This window comes from Stenotrophomonas genospecies 3, assembly GCF_054473855.1.
Genome location: NZ_JBTMUR010000002.1, coordinates 250837 through 270674 on the forward strand (window position 1 = coordinate 250837; position 19838 = coordinate 270674).

The following is a 19838-nucleotide window of genomic DNA, read 5'->3' on the forward strand; positions in this document are numbered from 1 at the left end:
CGGCACTACCGGGCCCGTGACTGCGCGATCCATGCCGACGGCGAACAACCGACCACACGCCGGAACGCCGCGCTGAACTTGCTGGGATTGGCATATCCGCTGGCCAGCGCAACCTCGGTGACACGCCGGCCCTGCGCGAGTTCGGCGCGCGCCCGCTGCATGCGGTGCTCGGTCAGGAACGCATAGGGCGGCAGGCCAGTGGCCGCACGCAGCGCGTGGCCGAACGTCGCGGCCTCCATCTGCACTGCAGCGGCCAGCTGTGGAACGGTCAGCGCCTGGCCGTGTTGCGCGTCGATGTAGGCCTCCAGTTGCCGCAACCGTCGTGCCGACAGTGGGGACGCCGAGCCACGCGCCTGGCGCGGCTGACCGGCAAGCTGACCCAGGCGGTGCAGCAGCACCTGCGCGCCATGCTCGAGGAAGCCGGGCAGGCAGGCGTCGGCCTGTGCGCTGGACCACAGCGCCTGCAGCACCGAAGTCACCACCGGATCGCGGTGCAGCCGCGCCGCCAGGGGTTGCAGGTGCTGCAGCGCCGGCGCGTCGTGCGGCAACATGCGGGTATCGATGGCGATGCCGAGCAGATCGACCGCGGGGCTGGCATAGGTGCCGGTGTCTCCCGGCAGCACCAGATTGAACTGGCCGGGCCGCCACGGCGCCTGCAGAAGACCGCTGAGGGTGCGCTGCTGCAGCCGACCGCCGCCGCCCACGGCCATGCCCAGGCGCAGTTGCTGCGGATGTCCCATCTCACCTTCGCTGGCATCGAAGCGATGGCGCAGCAGCACCACCGCACCGTCATCGCTGGCGTAGGCCGCAGGGGCCTGCGGGCCGGTTTCCTGCAGCAGCTGGTCGGCGAGGGCGGGCATCACGGATCCGGGAATGGAGCGGCACTGCCGGAAATGGAGTGGCGGCGTCGCGTGAATGTTACAGGATAACACTCTTGCCCGCGCTGCCGCCGCTCGCGCGTCCGCCACTCCATTCGCCGAGGTTCCCCGTTGAAGTCGTCCACGCCCGCCGCCGCGCTCGTCGCGGCATCCCTGCTCATTCCTGCAATGCCCGTGCTCGCCCAGCAGGCCGACCCTGCCACGCTCGACGGTGTCCGCGTCACCGGTTCCAAGCGCGATACCCCTTACCTGAAGAGCGATCTGTCGGTGACGGTGCTCGATCGGCAGGCGCTGAAAGAAGCCGGCGTCACCGAGTTCCGGGACCTCGACCGGCCTGGTACTGGTGCGCACACGCGGCCCGGCTGATGCACGCGAGGGCGAGATCAATGTGCGCAGCACCTGGTTCGGCAACGGCAATGGCACCGCTCTCGATGGCTTCCTGGCAGGGCCGCTGAACAAGACGGGCAGCCTGTCCGGCTCGGTGGCGTTCATGGGCTCCGATGAGGACGCCTACCTGAAGAACCTCACGCCTTCCGGTGCGCGCGGCAAGGTCGGCGAAGGCTACCTGCAGGGCAAGCTGCGCTGGCAGCCGAGCGATTACGTTTCGGTGAACGCGCTGGCCTACCACCTGCGCACCCGCGCGCCGGGCATGTTCGAGTATGAATACCTGCCGCTGGATACCGGCCTCTATAACCGCACCTACGGCACATCGCTCAATGGCGGCCGCCGTGCCGGAGACTTCACCTACATCAACGATGCCCCCAAGCGCACCGAAAAGGACGAAACGGTGGCGGGCCTCAGTGCGCAATGGCAGCTGCAGGCCGGCACGCTGGACGTGGCCGCTTCCTGGCGGGACGAGGAGGTGACCTCGGCCGGCTACGACTTCGACATGACCAACAGCCCGGCATTGGCCGGCCGCATCTACGACAGGAAGAAGGAATGGACGGCCGAGGCGCGCTTCAGCTCGCCCAGCGACCAGACGCTGACCTGGATGGCCGGTGTGTCGACCTACCGCAACAGCAAGGATTCGATCCTGGGCACCTTCGTCGGCCCGGCGCTGCATGGGCTGGACAGCTACAACCTGGCGCCACGGCAGACCTCCAAGGGCGAGGACTACAGCGTCTTCGCCACCGCCAGCTACACCTTCCCGGGGCTGCCCAAGCTGACCGCCAGCGCCGGCCTGCGCCATGAGCAGGCGCGGCGTTCCACCGAACAGCGCGCCGGTGCGCTGGACCTGGGCGCCGGCGGCCGCGTGCTGTATCGCGATGCCGCACTGGCGCACACCTTCTCGGCCACGTTGCCGCGGCTGTCGCTGCGCTACGACGCCACCGACGATCTGTCGTTCTATGCGGCATCGGCGAAGGGCTATATTCCGGGTGGCTTCAATCTGGCCGCGGCGCAGAGCGATGTGGTCAACGACAAGGTACTGCGCTACGAATCCGAGCGCATGTGGAGCCATGAGCTGGGCTTCAAGATGAACCTGGCCGGCGGCCGTGGCCACATCGGCGGCGCGCTGTTCCACATCACCTCGGACAACTGGCAGGAAATCCAGGTGGCCACCGATGGCAACGGCCGCCCGATCTCGTCGGACTACGTGGGTTCGGATGCCTCGATCCGTTCGCGCGGTGCCGAGCTGGAGGGCGTGTTCGAAGTGCTGCCCGGTTTCACCCTGATGGCGAATGTGGGCTACGTCGATGCGAAGTACACCAAGCTGTGGGTCAGCGTGGACCAGAACCTGGATGGCAAGCGGGTCAAGCTGACCCCTCATTACACTGGCTATCTGGCGGCGCGCTATCAGTTCGACTCGGGCATCCATGCACGGCTGGAATCGCAGTTCACCGGCTCCAGCGCGCTGGATGAACGCAACCGTGCGTTCCAGCCGGCCGTGGTCGTGCTGGGGGCACAGCTGGGTTATGAGACCGGGCCGTGGAGCGCGCGGGTGTTCGTGCAGAACCTGACCAACAAGCGCCGCATCAACGGCCTGATCTTCGACAACCTGGCCTTCGGGCGCGACGGCAACTACTACGGCCCGGTGGACAGCCCGCGGATCTTCGGCGCGGAAGTGGGCTACCGCTTCTGAGGAGGCGGGCCGCGCGCCGGCCAGCGGCCGGCGCTACCGGTCCAAGGAAACGGTAGTGCCGGCCGCTGGCCGGCATCTTCGGAACGCTACCTGTGGCCGTGCAATGCCCGCCGGTTGCCGATGTGCGCGCATGCCAGCAGCACGCCACCGCAGGCAGTGGCCACACCATGCCAGAGCAGCGATTCCTTCAACGGCAGGTACAGCGACGCCGACACCAGCAGGACCGTGCCAACCACGGCCAGCCGCACCGGCAGCCAGCGCCCATGCCGGTGCAGCCCGGCCTTGGTACTGGCCAGCGCCAGCGTCGAGGCCATCATGGCGAACAACCATTCCCAGCGCGACATCATCAACAGCAGCGTCATCACGCCGTGGCCGGGGTGCTGGAACGAGCGCAGCGCCATCATTGCCGCCGGCACGAAGGCCAGCAGCAGCGGCAGGGCGATGCAATGGGCGGCGCAGGCCAGCGACAGCCAGGCGCCGGCCAGATCGAAACGGGGATGCCAGCGTGCCGAAGTTGGCGGCTGGGCCAGAGCCCTTGCGGGGGTCGGGGGGATGTGGTCCATTATGTTACATAGTAACAATTGGAGTCTCCCCCATGAAGCTTCCCGCTGCTCTTTTCCTGCTGCTGGCTGCCAACGCGGCCCAGGCACACGATGTACGCCAGCACGCGCCACACGTGCACGGCCAGGCCACCGTTGATCTCGCACTCGACCAGGGAACGCTGGAGTTCGCCCTGCAGGCGCCGGGTATCGGCATTCTTGATTTCGAGCGGCCGCCCGCCAACGCGACCGAGCAGGCGGCACTGTCGCGCGCCACGGCATTGCTGAAGGGCGGCAGCTGGGTGACCCTGCCCACCGCCGCCAACTGCCGCCTGGCCAGCAGTGACGCCAGTGCCGAAGGCTTCGCTGCGACCGCCGCTGTGCCAGCGGCCGGGCAGCATCGCCACGCCGGTTTCACTGCCAACCTGCAGTATCGCTGCACGAATCCGAGTGCACTGCGCGCCCTGGTCGTGCGCCTGCCGGTGCTGTTCCCCGGGTTGCACGAAGTCATCGTCAACAGTGCGACGGCCAACGGTCAGGACCGCAGCGTGCTGAGTGCCGACAACCTGCGCGTGGTGCTGGCGCCGTGAGTACGCCAGCGGTGATCGCCCTGGAGGATGTGCAGTTCGGCTACGCAACACGCCTGGTGCTGGATATCCCGCAGCTGCTGATAGAGCAGGGCAGCAGCGTGCTGTTGCGTGGAGTGAGCGGGGGCGGCAAGAGCACCTTGCTCGGCCTGCTGGCCGGCGTCCTGCTACCCGGCAGGGGGCGCGTCGAAGTGGCGGGTCACGCGCTGCAGATGATGCGGGGTGCCGCGCGCGATCGCTTCCGTGCCGATCACCTGGGCGTGATCTTCCAGCAGTTCAACCTGCTGCCGTTCCTCAGCGTGCGCGACAACATCTCGCTTGGCCTGCGCTTTTCTCCGGTGCGCAGTGAGCGCATCAGCGGGCCGCTGGACGACGAGATCCTGCGCCTGCTGGAAGCGCTGCAGCTGGACCCGGCGCTGTCCAAGCGTGCGGCCGGTACCCTGAGTGTCGGCCAGCAGCAACGCGTGGCCGCCGCACGCGCCCTGATCGGCCGCCCCGCAGTACTGCTGGCCGACGAGCCGACTTCGGCGCTGGATCGCCAAGCTGCGACCGCCTTCCTGCAGCTGATGTCCGCACAGTGCCGGGCCGCCGGTACCACGGTTCTGGTGGTCAGCCACGATGAAAGCCTGCAGCCCTTGTTCGACCGCACCATCGCGTTGTCGCAGATCAATCACGCAGGTGGCACTCATGCTTGAACTTGCCTGGGCCAGCCTGCGCAGCCGCGCATTGAGCGTCAGCCTCACCGTGCTGGTGATCACCCTCAGCGTGGTGCTGCTGCTCGGTGTTGAGCGCGTGCGCACGCAGGCGCATGAAGGTTTCGCCAGCACCGTCTCAGGCACCGACCTGATCGTCGGTGCCCGCTCCGGGCCGGTGAACCTGCTGCTGTATTCGGTGTTCCACATCGGCGACCCGACCAACAACGTGTCCTGGCAGTCCTACCAGGAGCTGTCCTCGCTGCCGCAGGTGAAGTGGGCGGTGCCACTGTCGCTGGGCGATTCGTGGCGCGGCTACCGGGTGGTCGGCACCAGTGGCGGCTACTTCGAGCACTATCGTTACGGCGCGGGACATGCGCTGGCGTTTGCACAGGGAAGGCCGTTCGACGATCTGTACGACGCCGTGATCGGCGCAGAGGTGGCACGCGCGCAGAAGGTCGGCCTCGGCGACGAGATCGTGCTGGCCCATGGCACCGGCGCGGTCACGCTGGCCACGCATGCCGACAAGCCGTTCCGCGTGGCCGGCATCCTGCAGCGCACCGGCACGCCGGTCGATTCCTCGGTGCTGGTCTCGCTGCCGGCCATCGAGGCGATCCATGTCGACTGGCGCTCCGGCGTGCAGCTGCGCAGCCAGAGTGTCAGCGCCGAGCAGGCGCGCCATCTGGACCTGACCCCGACCAGCATCACCGCCTTCATGCTCGGCCTGAATTCGCGCATCGCCACGTTCTCGGTACAGCGCAGGATCAACGAGTACCCGGACGAGGCCATGCTGGCGATCCTGCCCGGCGTGACGTTGCAGCAGCTGTGGCAGTCACTGGGCACCGCCGAGCGGGCGCTGCAGCTGATCAGTGCGATGGTGGTGCTGCTGGGCATGGTCTCGCTGGTGGCGCTGCTGGTCTCGACCCTGCAGGAGCGCCGGCGCGAGATGGCGGTACTGCGTGCCATCGGTGCACGCCCGGGCTATATCGCCAGCCTGCTGGTGGTGGAGGCGGTGGCGACCAGCGCGCTTGCCTGCGTGCTCGCACTGGCCGCACTGGTGGTGGCCAGCCTGGCCGGGCGTGGCTGGGCGCTGGCCAACTTTGGCCTGTCGATCACCCACATCTGGCCGGATGGCCGCGAACTGGCGTGGGTCGCAGGTGTGCTGGCGATCAGCGCGGTGGCCGGCCTGGTACCGGCGCTGCTGGCCTATCGGCGCACGCTGGCCGATGGCCTGTCACCCGGGGGCTGAGCATCCGCTGGTTGCCGCTGTTGCCAATCTTGCTCGTGCTGACCGCCTGCGAACGCACGGTCGATACCGGCGTGCAGGCGCTGACACCGTCGCCGGTGATCGATCGCGATGCCCCGGCAGCTGCCGAAGAACAGGAGCTGGACTGGCTGCAGATGATGCCCAGGGACGAGCTGGCCGCGCTGGAACGCGGCGACGGCCCGGAAGTCGAGCACAACGGCAACCGGCGCATGCCGCAGTTCGGTACGTTCCGCACCGTGGACACCGTACTGCAGCGGCCGGTGCGCTTGCCGGGTTACGTGGTGCCGCTGGCCAACGCGCAGGACGGGCGGCTGACCGAATTCCTGTTCGTGCCGTACTACGGCGCCTGCATCCATGTGCCGCCGCCACCGCCGAACCAGATCGTGCACGTGGTGCTGCCGCGCCCGATCGAGATGCCGGACATGTATTCGCCGTTCTTCCTGGCCGGTACCCTGCGCGCCGAACGGCTGGACGATGATCTGGCCGGCTCCGCCTACACCATGCGCGATGCGCAGCTGAGGCCGTATGAACCGTAGCGTCCTGATCGGACTGACCTGCTGCCTGGGCCTGTTGGGGTGTACGCAGGCGGGCGGGGGAGCCACCACCGGCGCCGCAGCACCGGCACAGCCGGCCACGACCGAGGCGCCCATCGACCGCTGGGATGCACTGCGGCCCGACGAAGTGACCTACCAGCGTCCGCCGCCGCAGATCGGCCTGTCACGCAATGGCATGGACGGGGTGGGCGGGCTGATCGATGACACCGGCTCGGGCACGCCACCGGGGCAGGAGATCGACCATTCCAGCCCGGATCGCGCCAAGCAGTTCGGCTCTTCGCGCGTGGTCGACGCTGTCGACGGTCGCGCGGTGGATCTGGATGGCTACGTGGTGCCGCTGGGCACCAACGACGCGGGACTGGTTGAGGAACTGTTGTTCGTGCCGTTCTACGGGGCCTGCATCCATGTGCCGCCACCGCCACCGAACCAGATCATCCATGTGACCCTGGCCACGCCGATCGCACTGGGAGACCTGTGGGACCCGTACCGGCTTGCCGGCCGCCTGCAGGTCAAGCGCTTCGATGCGGATATCGCCAGCGCGTCCTACGACGCGGCGGCGGCGACACTGACGGCGATCCACAATTGAAGCGCACGCGTTGGATCATCGTTGCGGGCGTGTTGGTCACCAGCGTGGTGTTGCTGGTGTGGTGGCACCTGCGCGTCGACGTGACCGAGCCACCGGCGATCGCCTTCCCGGCACCCGCGACCGATGCCAGCCAGCGCATCGAACAACGCCTCGGCGAAGACCACGCTTTTCGCAACGACGTGCTGTTCCTGCTTGCGGCGACCTTGCGCGACCGCTGCCAGCCGGCACAGACGGGGCTGCTGGCGCGCATGGCCAATCGTGCATCGCTGCCGGTGCTGGCGGCGGTCAGTGCGGTGACCCAGCAGGATCCATCGCTGGACCGGCCGATCTACCAGTACATCCAGCACCGGGCCGATGCGACGCCGTGTGGCCAGCCGCTGCAGATGCCGTTGGCCGGTGGGCGCAGCATGGCCGTGGACATCGAGCAGTACGCGCGCACCTTCCCGGACAGCTATTTCGACCCGCAGCGCAGCAGCGAGCCGCGGGATTTCGGCGGCCTGTCGCTGCAGCAGCGGGCCGGTAACGCCTGCAACAGCGTGGTGTATTCGGTGTTGCCGCTGGGTGGCACCGATTGGCGATGCAGCAGCCTGCGCGCCAATGCGCGTGCGCGGGTGCGTGGGCTGTGCGAGGACGAACTGCGGCGCCAACATGGGGCAACGGGCGGGGAGCTGGACATGGCCGTGGGGCAGGGCATGCAGGCAGCGGTGGTATCGGCGATTGCGGCGCTGCCGGAAGACTGCCGGTGATGATTCCTGACACCGGCCACGACCCGGCATACGGGCACTGCAACATGAACATTGCCCGGGCCCCAATCTGAACCGGCGGCGCTGTCCTGATAACTATACAGGACATCCTGTATAGTTATGGCCGTACTCCGCCCCCATCAGGTTATCCCATGGCTTTGTCCCAGCCCTTGGCCGGTGCTCCGGCCCTGTCGCGTGCCCGTCGCTGGGCACTGTTGTTCACCGTCGCCGCCGGCCTGCTGCTGGTCACCCTCGACAACTCCGTGCTCTACACCGCACTGCCCACGCTGACCGAAGAACTCTCGGCCAGCGCCGGCCAGGCGCTATGGATCATCAACGCCTATCCGCTGGTGATGGCCGGCCTGCTGCTGGGTGCGGGCACGCTGGGCGACCGCATCGGCCATCGTCGCATGTTCCTGATCGGCCTGGTGATGTTCGGCGTCGCCTCGCTGGCAGCGGCGTTCGCCGACACCGCAGCGCAGCTGATTGCCGCACGTGCCTTCCTGGCGGTCGGTGCCGCAGCGATGATGCCGGCCACGTTGGCGCTGATCGGCCTGAGCTTCCACGAAGAGCGCGAACGCAACATCGCCATCGCGATCTGGGGTTCGGTGGCCATCGTCGGCGCGGCGCTCGGACCGATCATTGGCGGCTGGCTGCTGCAGCACTTCTGGTGGGGCTCGGTGTTCCTGATCAACGTGCCGGTGGTGGTGGTGGCCTTCGTTGCAACCCTGCTGCTGGCACCGGAAGGCCAGCGAGATACCTCGCGGCCGTGGGACCTGGTGTCTTCGTTGCTGGCATTGGCGGCACTGTCCGGCCTGGTGCTGGCGATCAAGTCGCTGATCGCTACGCCGCCGTCGTATGCGCTGGGCGCAGGCGCGCTGCTGCTGGCCGTCATCAGCGGTGCGGCGTTTGCACGCCGCCAGCAGCAGCTGCCGTACCCGCTGCTGGACTTCGCGATCTTCCGCAATCCTGCGTTCCTGGCCGGCACGCTGTCGGCGGTGTTCACTCTGTTCGCGATGGCCGGCCTGCAGCTGGTCACCACCCAGCGCTTCCAGCTGGTGGCAGGTTTCACGCCGCTGCAGGCGGGCCTGCTGGTCTCGGTGGCGGCACTGGGCAGCCTGCCCAGCGCGCTGCTGGGCGGCAGCATCCTGCACCGGGTGGGCCTGCGCCCGCTGATCTGTGGTGGCCTGGCCGCAGGTGCGCTGGGCGTCGGCGTGGTGGCGTTCGGCTTCCCGCACGGCCTTGGCTGGGTGGTGGCTGGTATGGCCATCACCGGCTTCGGCATGGGTTCGGCCATCTCGGTGGCATCCACCGCCATCCTCAACAATGTGCCGGCACACCGCGCAGGCATGGCCTCGTCGGTGGAAGAGGTGTCCTACGAATTCGGTGGCCTGCTGGCGGTGGCGATGCTGGGCAGCCTGAGTGCGGCAATGTACGGCGCCTTCCTGCCGGCCTCGGCCGACATGCCCGAGCTTGCCCGCGAAGGCTTCACCCAGGCGCTGCACGCGGCACGCGAAAGCGGGCAGGGCGAGTGGTTCGCACTGGCCACGGTCGCGTATGACCGTGGCTACCAGATCGTGCTGCTGGTGATCACGGTGGTGCTGGCAGTGGGCGCGGCGATCATCGCGCGCCTGCTGCGGGGGCGCGTCGGTGGCCGCGAGGGTGCGGCCGATCGCGTAAAATGACGCGATGAGAACCAGCAAGCGCGACCGCATCCTCGACGCCGCCGTCAACGTGATCAATCGTGACGGCGTGCGCGCGGTGACCTTCGAGTCGGTGGCGGCCGAGGCCAAGCTGACCCGCGGCGGCCTGCTGTACCACTTCCCGTCGCGCGAGGCGCTGCTGCGCGGCATCGACGAGCACCTGGTGCAGGCCTGGGAGACGTCGATGGAAACGCTGCTGGGCAAGCGTGCGGAGGAAGCATCTGCGCTGGAACGCTACCAGACCTTCGTGCGCGTCTCGGCGCAGAGCGCCACCCGTGCCGAACTGATGTTCATGCTTGAATCGGCCGACCCGGACGCCGACGAGCGTCCGTGGGGACCGGCTGTGCGGCGCTGGGCACCGTTGCCGCCGTCGGCCGGACAGAATGACCCGGCTGCGCTCGACAACTTCGTGGCGCGGCTGGCCGCCGATGGCCTGTGGATCTACGAAGCGATGTACGAAGGGCAGCTGGATGAAAGCGTGCGCGGCCAGGTGGCGGAGCGCATCGCCGGGCTGCTGGCGAAGTCTGATGGGACGTCCAGCTGAGCCGTCGACCGACGCGGGGACGCCGCTCTTGGTAGAGCCGACCGCTGGTCGGCTGCTCACGAAAATCCCGCGCTTCGCGCGATAGTCGACCAGCGGTCGACTCTACCCCTCATCCATTTACCCAGCCTGTGCTGCGGTCGCCGCCAACCACGCCCTGGGCGAAGCCCCCAACCGCTTGCGGAACGCCTTCGACAACGACGCGGTATCGGCAAACCCCACCTCGATCGCCACCTGCTTGACCGCCACGCCCGCACGCAACTGCGCGCAGGCCAGGCTCAGCCGCCAATCCAGCAGATAACTGGCCGGCGTCGCCTGCATCACCTCCTTGAACACCGCTGCGAACGCACTGCGCGACATGCCAGCGGTGGCGGCCATGCGCGGCAGCGTCCACTCGTCCTGTGGCGCCTGGTGCATCGCCACCAGCGTGCGTGCCAGCCGCGCGTCGGACAGCCCGCGCATCAACCCATGGCTGACCCCGGCCGCATCCGGATGATCCACCACCCAGCGCAGGACCTGGATCAGCGCCACTTCGAACAGCCTGTTGGTCAGCAGCCGCGAACCGCAACGTTGGCGGTCGGCCTCGGTGAACAGCAGATGCAGGGTGTCGTCCAGCTCGCTGATCGCGGCCAGCGGCACCACCATCACCGGCGGTAGCGACTGCACGATCGGGTTGCGCGCGCCACCATCGAAGTCGAGCGTGGCGCAGGTGAAGTCCGGGCCATCCAGCGGCGCATTGAAGAACACGTGGTGCAGTGGCTGTGGGTACAGCAGCAGGCTCGGGGTGTCGATCTTCAACCGTGGCAGCGCGGTATCGCCATCGGGATGACGGACCTCCATCTCACCCTGGCGCAGGATGTGCAGGAAAGCGCGCCCGGGTTGCGGCTCGAACACCTGCCGTCCACACAGCGGGCCGCTATGGAACAGCGCGGCCTGCACCCGGAAGCGTTCCAGCAGGGAGGAGAGGCGGTCGGGCGCGGAGCGGTCTGCAGGAGTGGGAAGTGTGCGCATGGACGAATGGACAACAATGGCGGCTGATCTGGTCTGTTGCGTCCATCGAGTCTACCTAGGATGGCCGGGTCGTCCAATCCCGGGCGCTTTCCGAAGGAGATCCACCATGTCCCGTGTCCCCCTGATCGATGCCGCCAACACCACCGCCGACCGCCAGGCCCTGCTGGGCCAGGTCCACGCCGCCTTCGGTGCCACCCCGGCCATGTTCCGCGCGGTGGCCAATTCGCCGGCCGCCCTGCAGAGCATGTGGGGCTCGTTCGGCGCACTGGGCGGCGGTCGCCTGTCGCCGCTGCTGGGCGAGCAGATCGCCGTCGCCATCGCCAACCGCAATGCCTGCGAATACTGCCTGGCCGCGCACACGGCGCTGGGTCGCAAGGCCGGCGCCAGCAGCGAGCAGATGGCTGCCGCGCAGATCGGCCAGTCCAGCGATCCGGCCACTTCGGCGGCGCTCGACTTCGCGCTGAAGGTGGTCGAGCAACGTGCGCAGATCGCCGACAGTGATGTGCAGGCGTTGCGCGCAGCCGGCTTCGATGACGAGCAGATCGTCGAGATCCTCGCCCATGTGGCGCTCAACCTGTTCACCAACTACGTCAACGTGGCGTTCGACGTGCCGGTGGACTTCCCGAAGGTGGCGCTGCGCTGAGGTACGGTCTGGCCCGGGTGGCAATGGGCCGCCCGGGCCGGTCGAAAGGGAGCAGACGGGGTGATCGGCGCTACCTGTCGTCCGCCTGCAGCCGCTCGGGGTGCGTATACACATTGAACCCGCTCTCCCGCGCGAATCCGACCAGGCACAGTCCGGCACTGCGAGCCAGGTCGATCGCCAGCGCGGTCGGCGCAGACACCGCTGCCAGCACGCTGGCACCCGCACGTATCGCCTTGCTGACCATCTCATAGCTGGCGCGGCTGGAAATCACCAGCAACCCACCGTCGATGGCGTGCTCGTTGTGATGGAGGGCGCCGATCAGTTTGTCCAACGCATTGTGACGGCCCACATCCTCGCGCACCCAGCCGATGCGCCCGCTGGCATCGGCCCAGGCCGCGGCGTGCGTCGATCCACTCACCGCATTCATCGGCTGATGCTGCGCCAGCGTGGCCAGCGCCCGCTGCAACGCGGCATGAGGATAGGTGCGGCGCTCGCGGATCTGCGGCAGCGGGCGCAGCACATCCTCCAGCTGGCGCGTGCCGCACAGGCCGCAGCCACCGCGACCGGGCAGCAGGCGGCCATTGGCCGGATCCAGATCGGCACCGGGTGCGTCTTCGGAAACGGTCATCTGCAGTTCGATGCCCTCCAGCTGCGGGCGGACCTCGATCGACAGCAGTTGCGAGGGCGCAGTGATCAGTCCCTCGCTGAGCGAGAAACCCAGCGCGAAGTCTTCCAGGTCGCAGGGCGTGGCCATCATCACCGCGAAGGCGGCGCCGTTGTAGCGCAGTGCAACCGGCACTTCCTCGGCCACCACGTCGACCTGCTGCTGGTGCCCCTCGCTGCGCCAGCGCTGCAACGGGCGCTGCGCCGTACCGGCAGGCGGGATGTGCGGCGGGGTCGAGTCAGGCATGCAGCGCGTCCGGGCAAGGGAAATACGCAGGTGGTGGACCACCCACGGCTTCGAGAATAGCGCAGTGGCCGGGCGCTGACGCGGGTGTAACCGTTGTCATGGCAGGCTGCGCTGAAAACAGCGTCTGCCTCTGGCGAAGCGGCCTTGTCCGTGCTTGACTGCGGGGCTGGCCGCGCTGCAGAGGCCGCATCCGGCCCGTCTCGCGCCGTTGATTGTTGTGTTCCTCCCGCCAGGTTCCCGAACATGTCCGAGCAGAAGCCGCCGCGTTACAAGCCCTACAACCAGCCGGCCGGTGGCTGGGGTGCCGCCGGCGCCACGGCCAAGGTGCTGCTGCAGCAGAGCGTGATCGGCAAGGGGTCGAAGGCGCTGCTGGCGATGAACCAGCCCGGCGGCTTCAAGTGCCCCAGCTGTGCGTTCCCCGATGCCGATGAGCGCAAGAAACTGGAATTCTGCGAGAACGGCGCCAAGGCGCTGGCCTGGGAAGCCACCCAGTTCCGTGCTGGCCGCGAGCTGTTCGCCCAGCACACGGTCACCGAGCTGATGGCGCAGACCGACTACTGGCTGGAGATGCAGGGCCGGCTGACCGAGCCGATGCGCTACGACGCGTCCACCGATCATTACGTGCCGTGCAGTTGGGATGAGGCGTTTGCCTTGATCGGCCATCATCTGCAGGCGCTGGACAGCCCGCACCAGGCCGAGTTCTACACCTCCGGCCGTACACCCAACGAAGCCGCGTTCCTGTATTCGATCTTCGTGCGCGAATTCGGCACCAACAATTTCCCGGACTGCTCGAACATGTGCCACGAGCCGACCAGTCGCGGCCTGCCGCCGGCCATCGGCGTGGGCAAGGGCACCATCGTGCTGCAGGATTTCGAGCACGCCGAGGCGATCTTCGTGATCGGCCAGAACACCGGCACCAATTCGCCGCGGATGATGAGCAACCTGGTCGAGGCGCGCAAACGCGGCATCCCGATCGTAGCGGTCAATCCGATGCCCGAGCGTGCGTTGATCCGTTTCGCCGAGCCGCAGGATGTGGTGCAGATGGCCACGTTCGGTTCGACCGAGATCACCAGCGAGTTCGTGCACATCCGCATCGGCGGCGACCTGGCCCTGATCAAGGGCATGATGAAGGTGATGTTCGAACGCGAGGCGCAGGGTGAGCGCGTGCTCGACCATGAGTTCCTGTCAGAACACACGGTGGGCCTGGAGGCGCTACGCGAAGACGTGCTGGCGCAGGACTGGGACGAGATCGTGGAGGTCTCCGGCATCACCCAGGCGCAGATCCGTCGCTGCGCCGAGATCTACATCCGCTCCAAGGCCACGGTGATCTGCTATGGCATGGGCCTGACGCAGCATCAGTATGGTTCGACCCTGCTGCAGCAGGTGGCCAACCTGCTGTTGCTGCGTGGCAACTTCGGCAAGCCCGGTGCCGGTATCGGGCCGATCCGTGGCCATTCCAACGTGCAGGGCGACCGTACCGTCGGCATCGACGAGAAACCCAAGCCGGCCTATCTGGACCGCGTGCAGCAGGTGTTCGGCTTCGATCCGCCGCGCGAGCACGGTCATCACGTGGTCGAATCGATCGAGGCGATGCTGGACGGCAGCGCCAAGGTGTTCATCGGTATGGGCGGCAACTTCATCCACGCCGTGCCCGATACGCCGCGCGCGTACGAGGCCATGCGCGGCCTGGAGCTGACGGTGGGCATCGCCACCAAGCTCAATCGCGGTCACCTGGTGCATGGCCGCGATGCCTTGATCCTGCCGGTGGTCGCACGTTCGGAGCGCATCGTTACGCCTGCCGGCGAGCAGTTCGTCACTATCGAAGACGCGATGTCGAACGTGACCGCTTCGCGCGGCGTGCTCGAGCCGGTCAGCACGGACGTGCTCCCGGAGGTCGAGATCGTCTGTCGCATGGCGCTGGCAACATTGCCGCACAGCAAGGTCGACTGGGCGGGGTGCATGCATGACTACGCATCCATCCGCGAGCTGATTGCGGCGGTGTATCCGGAGATCTACACCGGCTTCAACGAGCGGATCCAGCAGCCGCACGGCTTCCACCTGGACATTCCGCCGCGCCGCCGGGTGTGGCCCACGCCGAATGGCAAGGCCAACATCCTGGTGATGCCGGGCCTGGACGTGGACGCGCCGGTGGACGACCCCGGGATGCTGCGGTTGGCCACGGTGCGCTCGCACGATCAGTACAACACCACCATCTACAGCTACAACGACCGCTACCGCGGCGTGTACAACGATCGCATGGTGCTGTTCATGAACATCGAGGACCGGCTGGCGCGCGGGCTGGAGAAGGAGGCGCTGGTCAGCCTGGAGACCATCAGCGGTGATGGCGTGCAGCGGCGCATCGAGGGCCTGACCGTACTGGACTACCCGATGCCGCGCGGCGCCCTGGCTGGTTACTACCCGGAACTGAACCCGTTGTTGCCGCTGGACTACTACGATCGAGTCAGCGGTACCCCAGCGGCCAAGTCGATCCCGGTGCGGATGAGCGCAATGGTGGCGGTGATTGCGTGACGTGCGCATCGGCTATCATCAGCGGGTGAACCTGCCTGGCCTGCTGCTGCGATGGATGATGCTTGTTGCCCTGGTGCTGAATGCACCGGCGCTTGCGATTGCCTCATTCTCGTACGCGGCGCAGTCCAGCGCGGACCATTGCGCCGCACCGCATTCGGCGGCCATGGCCGGATGTTGCGACGAGGCAGCATCAACGGTCTGCCAGAGCAATGAGTGCGAATGCCCGCCGGCCAGCCTCGGCATGCTGGCCACCCTGAGCGGAACGCCAGCGTCACCCTGGCGTGAGGCGCCTTTGCCAGCCAGCACCCAGCAACGCGCACCGCCGCCGTTGCCGGATCCGCTACGGCCGCCCATCGTGTGATTCCCTGCAGGCCTCAAGCGCCTGCCGTAGCTGCTCGACTCATTCTCGACTCTGCCTGTGCCTTCGGTGCGCAGGCAGCGGGCCGCGTTGCCCGCATCTGCAAAGGAATCAACACCATGAACCGTTCTCTCTCCCTCGGCCTGCTGCTGGGCACCGTGCTGGCCACCACCGCCTGCGCGCGTGCTGCCGAAGAATCGCCTGCTGCGCCGGTTGCCAGCCAAGCCCCGCCGGCACCGATCAAGGCCAGCCCGTCGCAGGTGGATCCGGCACTGCCCATCGCCATCGTGCACAAGACCGCCAGCTGCGGCTGCTGCGGTATCTGGGTCGACCACCTGAAGGCCGAAGGCTTCCAGGTGGATGTTCGCGATACCGATGACATGAACCCGATCAAGGTCCGGCTGGGTGTGCCGGTCGGCAAGGCGTCCTGCCACACCGCCGAGATCGGTGGCTACGTGGTTGAAGGCCATATCCCGGCCGAGGACATCAAGCGACTGCTGGCGGAGCGGCCGGCAGCGCGCGGCCTGGTGTTGCCGGGCATGCCGGCCGGCTCGCCGGGCATGGAAATGCCGGACGGCTACGTGCAGCCGTACACCGTTGAACTGGTGCGCAACGATGGCACCACCGAGCCGTTCGCGCAGCACGGCCAGGGCGGCTGACAGGCGGCGGTGCCGGTCGTCCTGACCGGCACCCCTCGGAGAGCCGAGCCCACCCTCGGCATGCTCTTTGTAGAGTCGAGCCATGCTCGACTGCTCTGCTTCAGTCGAGCAAGCTCGACTCTACAGAATCAGCGGGCCCCGGCTGTTTCCTTGGCCAGCTGTGCGTCGAACTTCTGTTCGGCCGCATCCGCGTAGGCCTTGCAGGTCAGTGCCTTGGCGCTGGCCTTGCTGCCGGAGGCGTAGTCCCAGTTGCTGGCACCCGGATGAGGGGTCAGCAACACGTCACAGGGCAACGCCCGCACCGTCGCGAAGCTGCGTTTGTAGTCATCGACCAGGCGCGGATAGCGCGCATTGCCCTGCAGCTGGTAGCCCGGTGCACTCAGGCTGTCGGCGTAGGCGATGCGCACCGGCTTGCCCTCGCGGGTATCGCTCCAGGTCCACGCGGTGCTGCCCGGGGTGTGCCCGGGCATGAAGTGGGCTGTGAATTCGATGCCGCCCACCTCGACCACCTCGCCATCCATCACGATGCGGTCTGCACTGGCAGGCGGGTAGGTGATGCCATCGCCGAAGTGCAGATCGTCGCTGCCACCGCGCGCCAGCAGCACCGCCGATTCGGCGTTGGCCGCTACTTTGGCGCCCGTACGGCGCTTCAGCTCCGCCACCGGCCCGGCATGGTCGGCGTGTGCATGGCTAAGCAGGATCAACCGCAGGTCCTGCGGGGCCACGCCGCGCGCCTTCATGTTGCTGATGAGGTGGCCGGCCATCTGTGGCATGCCGCCGTCGAGCAGTACCGCGCCGTCAGCGGTCTGCACCAGCAGGGCGGTCAGGTCCTGCGTGCCGATCTGCCAGGTGTGGTCGGCAATCTGCAGCGGTGCCATCGGCTGCAGCCACGAGGCGTCCACGGTGTAGGCCCGCAGCTGCGGCAGTGGTGTCTCGGCGCCACTGGCGTGCGCGATCGGGAGAGCAGTGACCAGGGCGAAGGCGAGCGGGGAAAAACGCATGGTTCACGTCCGTTTGAAGGAGGCCCAGAAACTAGCATGGGCCTCCTTCATCGCGTCGCGCATAGATTTCATGGCTCCCATAAGGGCGCCATGGATCAGTACCGGTACTGCCACCCCAGCGTCACCACCCGGCCACGGCCCGAGAAATAGCTCGGGTTCGACGGCGTGGTCTGCGAGTAGTAGCTGATGTACTGCTTGTTCGTCAGGTTCTGCACGCCCAGCGTGAAGGCGTGCTTGTCCAGCGCATAGCGTGCGACCAGATCCACCGTGGTGTAGCCCTTGAACTCGGCCACGCGTGTCCCCTGCAGGTCGAAGTCGCGGTCGAAGGCATGGCTGGCCTGCAGGCGGGTGCTCAGCTGCGGCGTCCAGTTCTGTTCCCAGAACGCTGTCAGCCGGTTTGGCGCGATGTTGACGCCAGCTAGATCGCTGTCGAGACGCCCATCGACGTTGGCGTCGTAGCGACCGTTGGCGCGTGCATAACCCAGGCCCAGCCGGCTGTCGCCCAGGCGCAGGCGCAGGTTGCTTTCGAATCCTTCCACGCGGGTGGCCTGGCGCTGCACCGCATAGGCGTCGATGCCCGGATCGTAGATCAGCACCGAGCCGAGCTTGGATTCGGAGGTGTAGTAGGCGATGTCACCGCTGAAACGACCATCGTCGTACTCCAGGCCGATCTCGCGGTTGTCCGACACCACCGGTGACAGGTCAATCAGATTGTCAACGCGCTGGCCGTCGCGGTTGATCGCACGCAGTACGCGACCGACGTCGGCCACGGTGTAGCCTTCCGAATACGAGGCGTAGGCATTGAGGCGATCGTTGATGTACCAGACCGCGCCGAAGTTGGGCAGGGTCTCGCTCATGGTCGGCTTGCCGCCGGCCACCTTGCGCGCGCCATAGCGCGGCAGGGTGGTGTAGTCGCCCACGTCCAGCTCGCCCTTTTCGTAGCGCAGGCCGCCGGACAGCATCAGATGGTCGGTTGGCCACCAGTGCAACTGCAGCAGTGGCGACAGGCTCTGGTAGGTGGTCTGCGGTACCCAGTTCATGCCGCTGGCCAGCAGCACCTGGTGAGTGCGGTCGCGCAGGCCGTCCAGGCCCAGGGTCACGTCCAGCGTGGTGTCGGCGATGCGGGCCCAGCTCTGGGTCAGCTTGAAGCCGCGCTTGTCCGATTCGTTCTGGGTCTGGTCCCAGGCGGCGTTGGCGCCGGTGTTGCCCCAAGGGTCCCACTGGCTGGCGCCATAGCGGCCTTCGAAGTCCACCGCGAAGGCCTGCGCCTGGAAGCGGCCACCGAGCAGATCGGCGGCGCTGTAGTCCAGCGTCAACGAACGCGAGCGGTTCATCGGCGGCTCCAACGGGGTATCGCCGGGCACCGAAATGGTCGGGCGACCGGTGCGGTAATCACCGTTCACCGCCAGGTAGTTGTCCAGCCCGCGCAGCTCGTAGCGGTTGGCCATCAGCTGCAGGCGGTGGCCCTCGGCAATGTTCCAGCCCAGCTTGGCGAACACGTTCGACGAGGTCGAATCCATCAGTTCGCCCTGGGCGTTGGTACCGATCGAACGGCCCTCGCCGTCGTGGTACAGGCCTTGCTTCTCATAGGCCAGGCCGGCCACCAGATCGAACTGCTCGCCGCGCACGCCGACCAGTGCCGAGCCGCGCTGGCCGTTGTCATCACGGCGGCTGGGCAGCGCCGAGCTGTAGCTGATGTTGGTATCGAGCAGGAAGGCGCCCGGCTCGCTGGGCGCGCTGCGGGTGATGATGTTGACGATGCCACCGGTACCGCCGATGCCCTGCAGTGCGTTGGCACCGTGGATGACCTCGATGCGTTCGATCATCGCCGGATCGATGGTGTGCGAATCACGTGAGCCATCGCGCAGCGGCGTCGACTGCGGCACGCCGTCGACCATGTACAGGATGCCGCGGCCACGCATGGTTTCGCCGTAGTTGGACATCTTCTCGCGCGCCGGGGCAAACGCCGGGATCTGTGACGAGAGTACGCGCGAGACATCCGAGCCCAGCGCCAGCTGCTGCGCGATGTCCTCGCGGGTCAGCACGGTGATGGTGTTGGGCATCGCGGTCTCGCCCTGCGGCATGCGCGCGGTCGAGGCCGATACCGTGACGCGGGCCAGTGAAGTGGTCGTGGCCGGGGACGCTGCCGATGACGCGGCCCGGGCCGGAGCGCGGGGTTTGGGGGGTGCCGGCGCGGCACTCACCACGAACACCCCCGGCGAGCGCTCCTGCATCGCCAGGCCTTGCCCGGCCAGCAGGCGCTGCAGGGCGTCGTGCGGGGTGTAGCGGCCGTCGAGGGCGGGCGCGTTGCGGCCGCTCACGCTGTCGGCCGCGAACAGCAGCTGGATGCCACTCTGCCGCGCCAGCGAGTTGAGCGAAGTTTGCAGCGGGCCGGCCGGCAGGTGCAGTTCGACGGGTGCGGACGCAGCGGTCTGCGCGGTGGCGGGCAGCGCCGCACACAGGCAGGCGGCGAGCAGGGTGGGGGCCAGCCGGCGCAGCGCGGCGGGCGGAACAGGGCGGGTCATGCGGGGGTCCTTCGGAAGGGTTCAAGCACTTG

19 protein-coding genes are annotated in these 19838 nt (G+C 67.6%); 13 read left to right on the plus strand and 6 right to left on the minus strand.

Annotated elements, in window-relative coordinates; all coding sequences use genetic code 11:
• Positions 1–5: 5 nt before the first annotated feature.
• The gene (locus tag ACX9OT_RS03525; protein WP_459000951.1) at positions 6–860 is read right to left on the minus strand and encodes a helix-turn-helix domain-containing protein; all 855 of its coding nucleotides are present in this window, start codon (positions 858–860) and stop codon (positions 6–8) included.
• A 129-nt stretch (positions 861–989) separates the two neighbouring features.
• Between ACX9OT_RS03525 and ACX9OT_RS03530 the strand changes: the two genes are divergently transcribed.
• Together ACX9OT_RS03530 and ACX9OT_RS03535 are read left to right on the plus strand one after the other, a co-directional pair.
• Entirely contained in the window at positions 990–1244 is a 255-nt protein-coding gene (locus ACX9OT_RS03530) for a hypothetical protein (protein WP_459000953.1), read from the plus strand.
• Complete coding sequence (locus tag ACX9OT_RS03535; RefSeq protein WP_459000955.1) at positions 1222–2958, plus strand: TonB-dependent receptor; 1737 nt, start codon at positions 1222–1224, stop codon at positions 2956–2958. Before ACX9OT_RS03530 ends, ACX9OT_RS03535 begins: the two co-directional genes overlap by 23 nt.
• 86 nt (positions 2959–3044) lie before the next feature.
• On the opposite strand, the gene ACX9OT_RS03540 is transcribed toward ACX9OT_RS03535, so the two are convergent.
• Positions 3045–3521, minus strand: a complete 477-nt coding sequence (locus tag ACX9OT_RS03540; protein WP_459000957.1) for a MerC domain-containing protein — start codon at positions 3519–3521, stop codon at positions 3045–3047.
• A 32-nt stretch (positions 3522–3553) separates the two neighbouring features.
• Here ACX9OT_RS03540 and ACX9OT_RS03545 point away from each other — a divergent pair, with 32 nt between their 5' ends.
• The 8 genes from ACX9OT_RS03545 to ACX9OT_RS03580 all read left to right on the plus strand — a co-directional run bounded on the left by ACX9OT_RS03545 (position 3554) and on the right by ACX9OT_RS03580 (position 10173).
• Positions 3554–4087 (plus strand): ZrgA family zinc uptake protein, encoded by a 534-nt coding sequence (locus ACX9OT_RS03545; RefSeq protein ID WP_071227990.1) that lies wholly within the window; start codon positions 3554–3556, stop codon positions 4085–4087.
• A complete protein-coding gene (locus ACX9OT_RS03550) occupies positions 4084–4779 on the plus strand; it encodes an ATP-binding cassette domain-containing protein (RefSeq protein WP_071227991.1) in 696 nt (231 codons plus the stop codon). The genes ACX9OT_RS03545 and ACX9OT_RS03550 overlap by 4 nt, the downstream gene beginning before the upstream one ends.
• Positions 4772–6025: an ABC transporter permease gene (locus ACX9OT_RS03555; RefSeq protein ID WP_071227992.1), complete on the plus strand. Its 1254-nt coding sequence runs from the start codon at positions 4772–4774 to the stop codon at positions 6023–6025. The genes ACX9OT_RS03550 and ACX9OT_RS03555 overlap by 8 nt, the downstream gene beginning before the upstream one ends.
• Positions 6026–6051: 26 nt before the next feature.
• Positions 6052–6579 (plus strand): DUF3299 domain-containing protein, encoded by a 528-nt coding sequence (locus ACX9OT_RS03560; protein ID WP_459001213.1) that lies wholly within the window; start codon positions 6052–6054, stop codon positions 6577–6579.
• A complete protein-coding gene (locus ACX9OT_RS03565; protein WP_071227994.1) occupies positions 6569–7183 on the plus strand; it encodes a DUF3299 domain-containing protein in 615 nt (204 codons plus the stop codon). Before ACX9OT_RS03560 ends, ACX9OT_RS03565 begins: the two co-directional genes overlap by 11 nt.
• 17 nt (positions 7184–7200) lie before the next feature.
• On the plus strand, positions 7201–7929 hold the full coding sequence (locus ACX9OT_RS03570) for a hypothetical protein (protein WP_459001214.1): 729 nt from the start codon (positions 7201–7203) through the stop codon (positions 7927–7929).
• 149 nt (positions 7930–8078) lie between these two features.
• Positions 8079–9611, plus strand: coding sequence for an MFS transporter (locus ACX9OT_RS03575; protein WP_459000961.1), 1533 nt, complete (start codon positions 8079–8081; stop codon positions 9609–9611).
• Positions 9612–9615: 4 nt separating this feature from the next.
• Positions 9616–10173 (plus strand): TetR/AcrR family transcriptional regulator, encoded by a 558-nt coding sequence (locus tag ACX9OT_RS03580; protein WP_071227996.1) that lies wholly within the window; start codon positions 9616–9618, stop codon positions 10171–10173.
• Positions 10174–10290: 117 nt separating this feature from the next.
• Here ACX9OT_RS03580 and ACX9OT_RS03585 read toward each other — a convergent pair whose 3' ends face one another.
• Complete coding sequence (locus ACX9OT_RS03585; RefSeq protein WP_459000963.1) at positions 10291–11181, minus strand: AraC family transcriptional regulator; 891 nt, start codon at positions 11179–11181, stop codon at positions 10291–10293.
• 106 nt (positions 11182–11287) lie between these two features.
• On the opposite strand from ACX9OT_RS03585, the gene ACX9OT_RS03590 reads away from it, so the two are divergent.
• Positions 11288–11824 (plus strand): carboxymuconolactone decarboxylase family protein, encoded by a 537-nt coding sequence (locus ACX9OT_RS03590; protein WP_032129465.1) that lies wholly within the window; start codon positions 11288–11290, stop codon positions 11822–11824.
• Between the two features lie 70 nt (positions 11825–11894).
• Here ACX9OT_RS03590 and fdhD read toward each other — a convergent pair whose 3' ends face one another.
• A complete protein-coding gene (gene fdhD, locus ACX9OT_RS03595; RefSeq protein ID WP_065723396.1) occupies positions 11895–12734 on the minus strand; it encodes a formate dehydrogenase accessory sulfurtransferase FdhD in 840 nt (279 codons plus the stop codon).
• Between the two features lie 243 nt (positions 12735–12977).
• Between fdhD and ACX9OT_RS03600 the strand changes: the two genes are divergently transcribed.
• Together ACX9OT_RS03600 and ACX9OT_RS03605 are read left to right on the plus strand one after the other, a co-directional pair.
• Positions 12978–15263, plus strand: coding sequence for an FdhF/YdeP family oxidoreductase (locus ACX9OT_RS03600; RefSeq protein WP_459000966.1), 2286 nt, complete (start codon positions 12978–12980; stop codon positions 15261–15263).
• 477 nt (positions 15264–15740) lie between these two features.
• Positions 15741–16280, plus strand: coding sequence for a DUF411 domain-containing protein (locus tag ACX9OT_RS03605; protein WP_081352281.1), 540 nt, complete (start codon positions 15741–15743; stop codon positions 16278–16280).
• Positions 16281–16408: 128 nt separating this feature from the next.
• Here the strand turns inward: ACX9OT_RS03605 and blaL1 are convergent, their stop codons facing one another.
• Together blaL1 and ACX9OT_RS03615 are read right to left on the minus strand one after the other, a co-directional pair.
• Positions 16409–17281, minus strand: coding sequence for a L1 family subclass B3 metallo-beta-lactamase (blaL1, locus tag ACX9OT_RS03610; RefSeq protein ID WP_071229619.1), 873 nt, complete (start codon positions 17279–17281; stop codon positions 16409–16411).
• A 95-nt stretch (positions 17282–17376) separates the two neighbouring features.
• Positions 17377–19806 carry a TonB-dependent receptor gene (locus ACX9OT_RS03615; protein WP_459000968.1) on the minus strand — a complete coding sequence of 810 codons (2430 nt, stop codon included), beginning with the start codon at positions 19804–19806 and terminating at the stop codon, positions 17377–17379.
• Positions 19807–19838 lie beyond the last annotated feature (32 nt).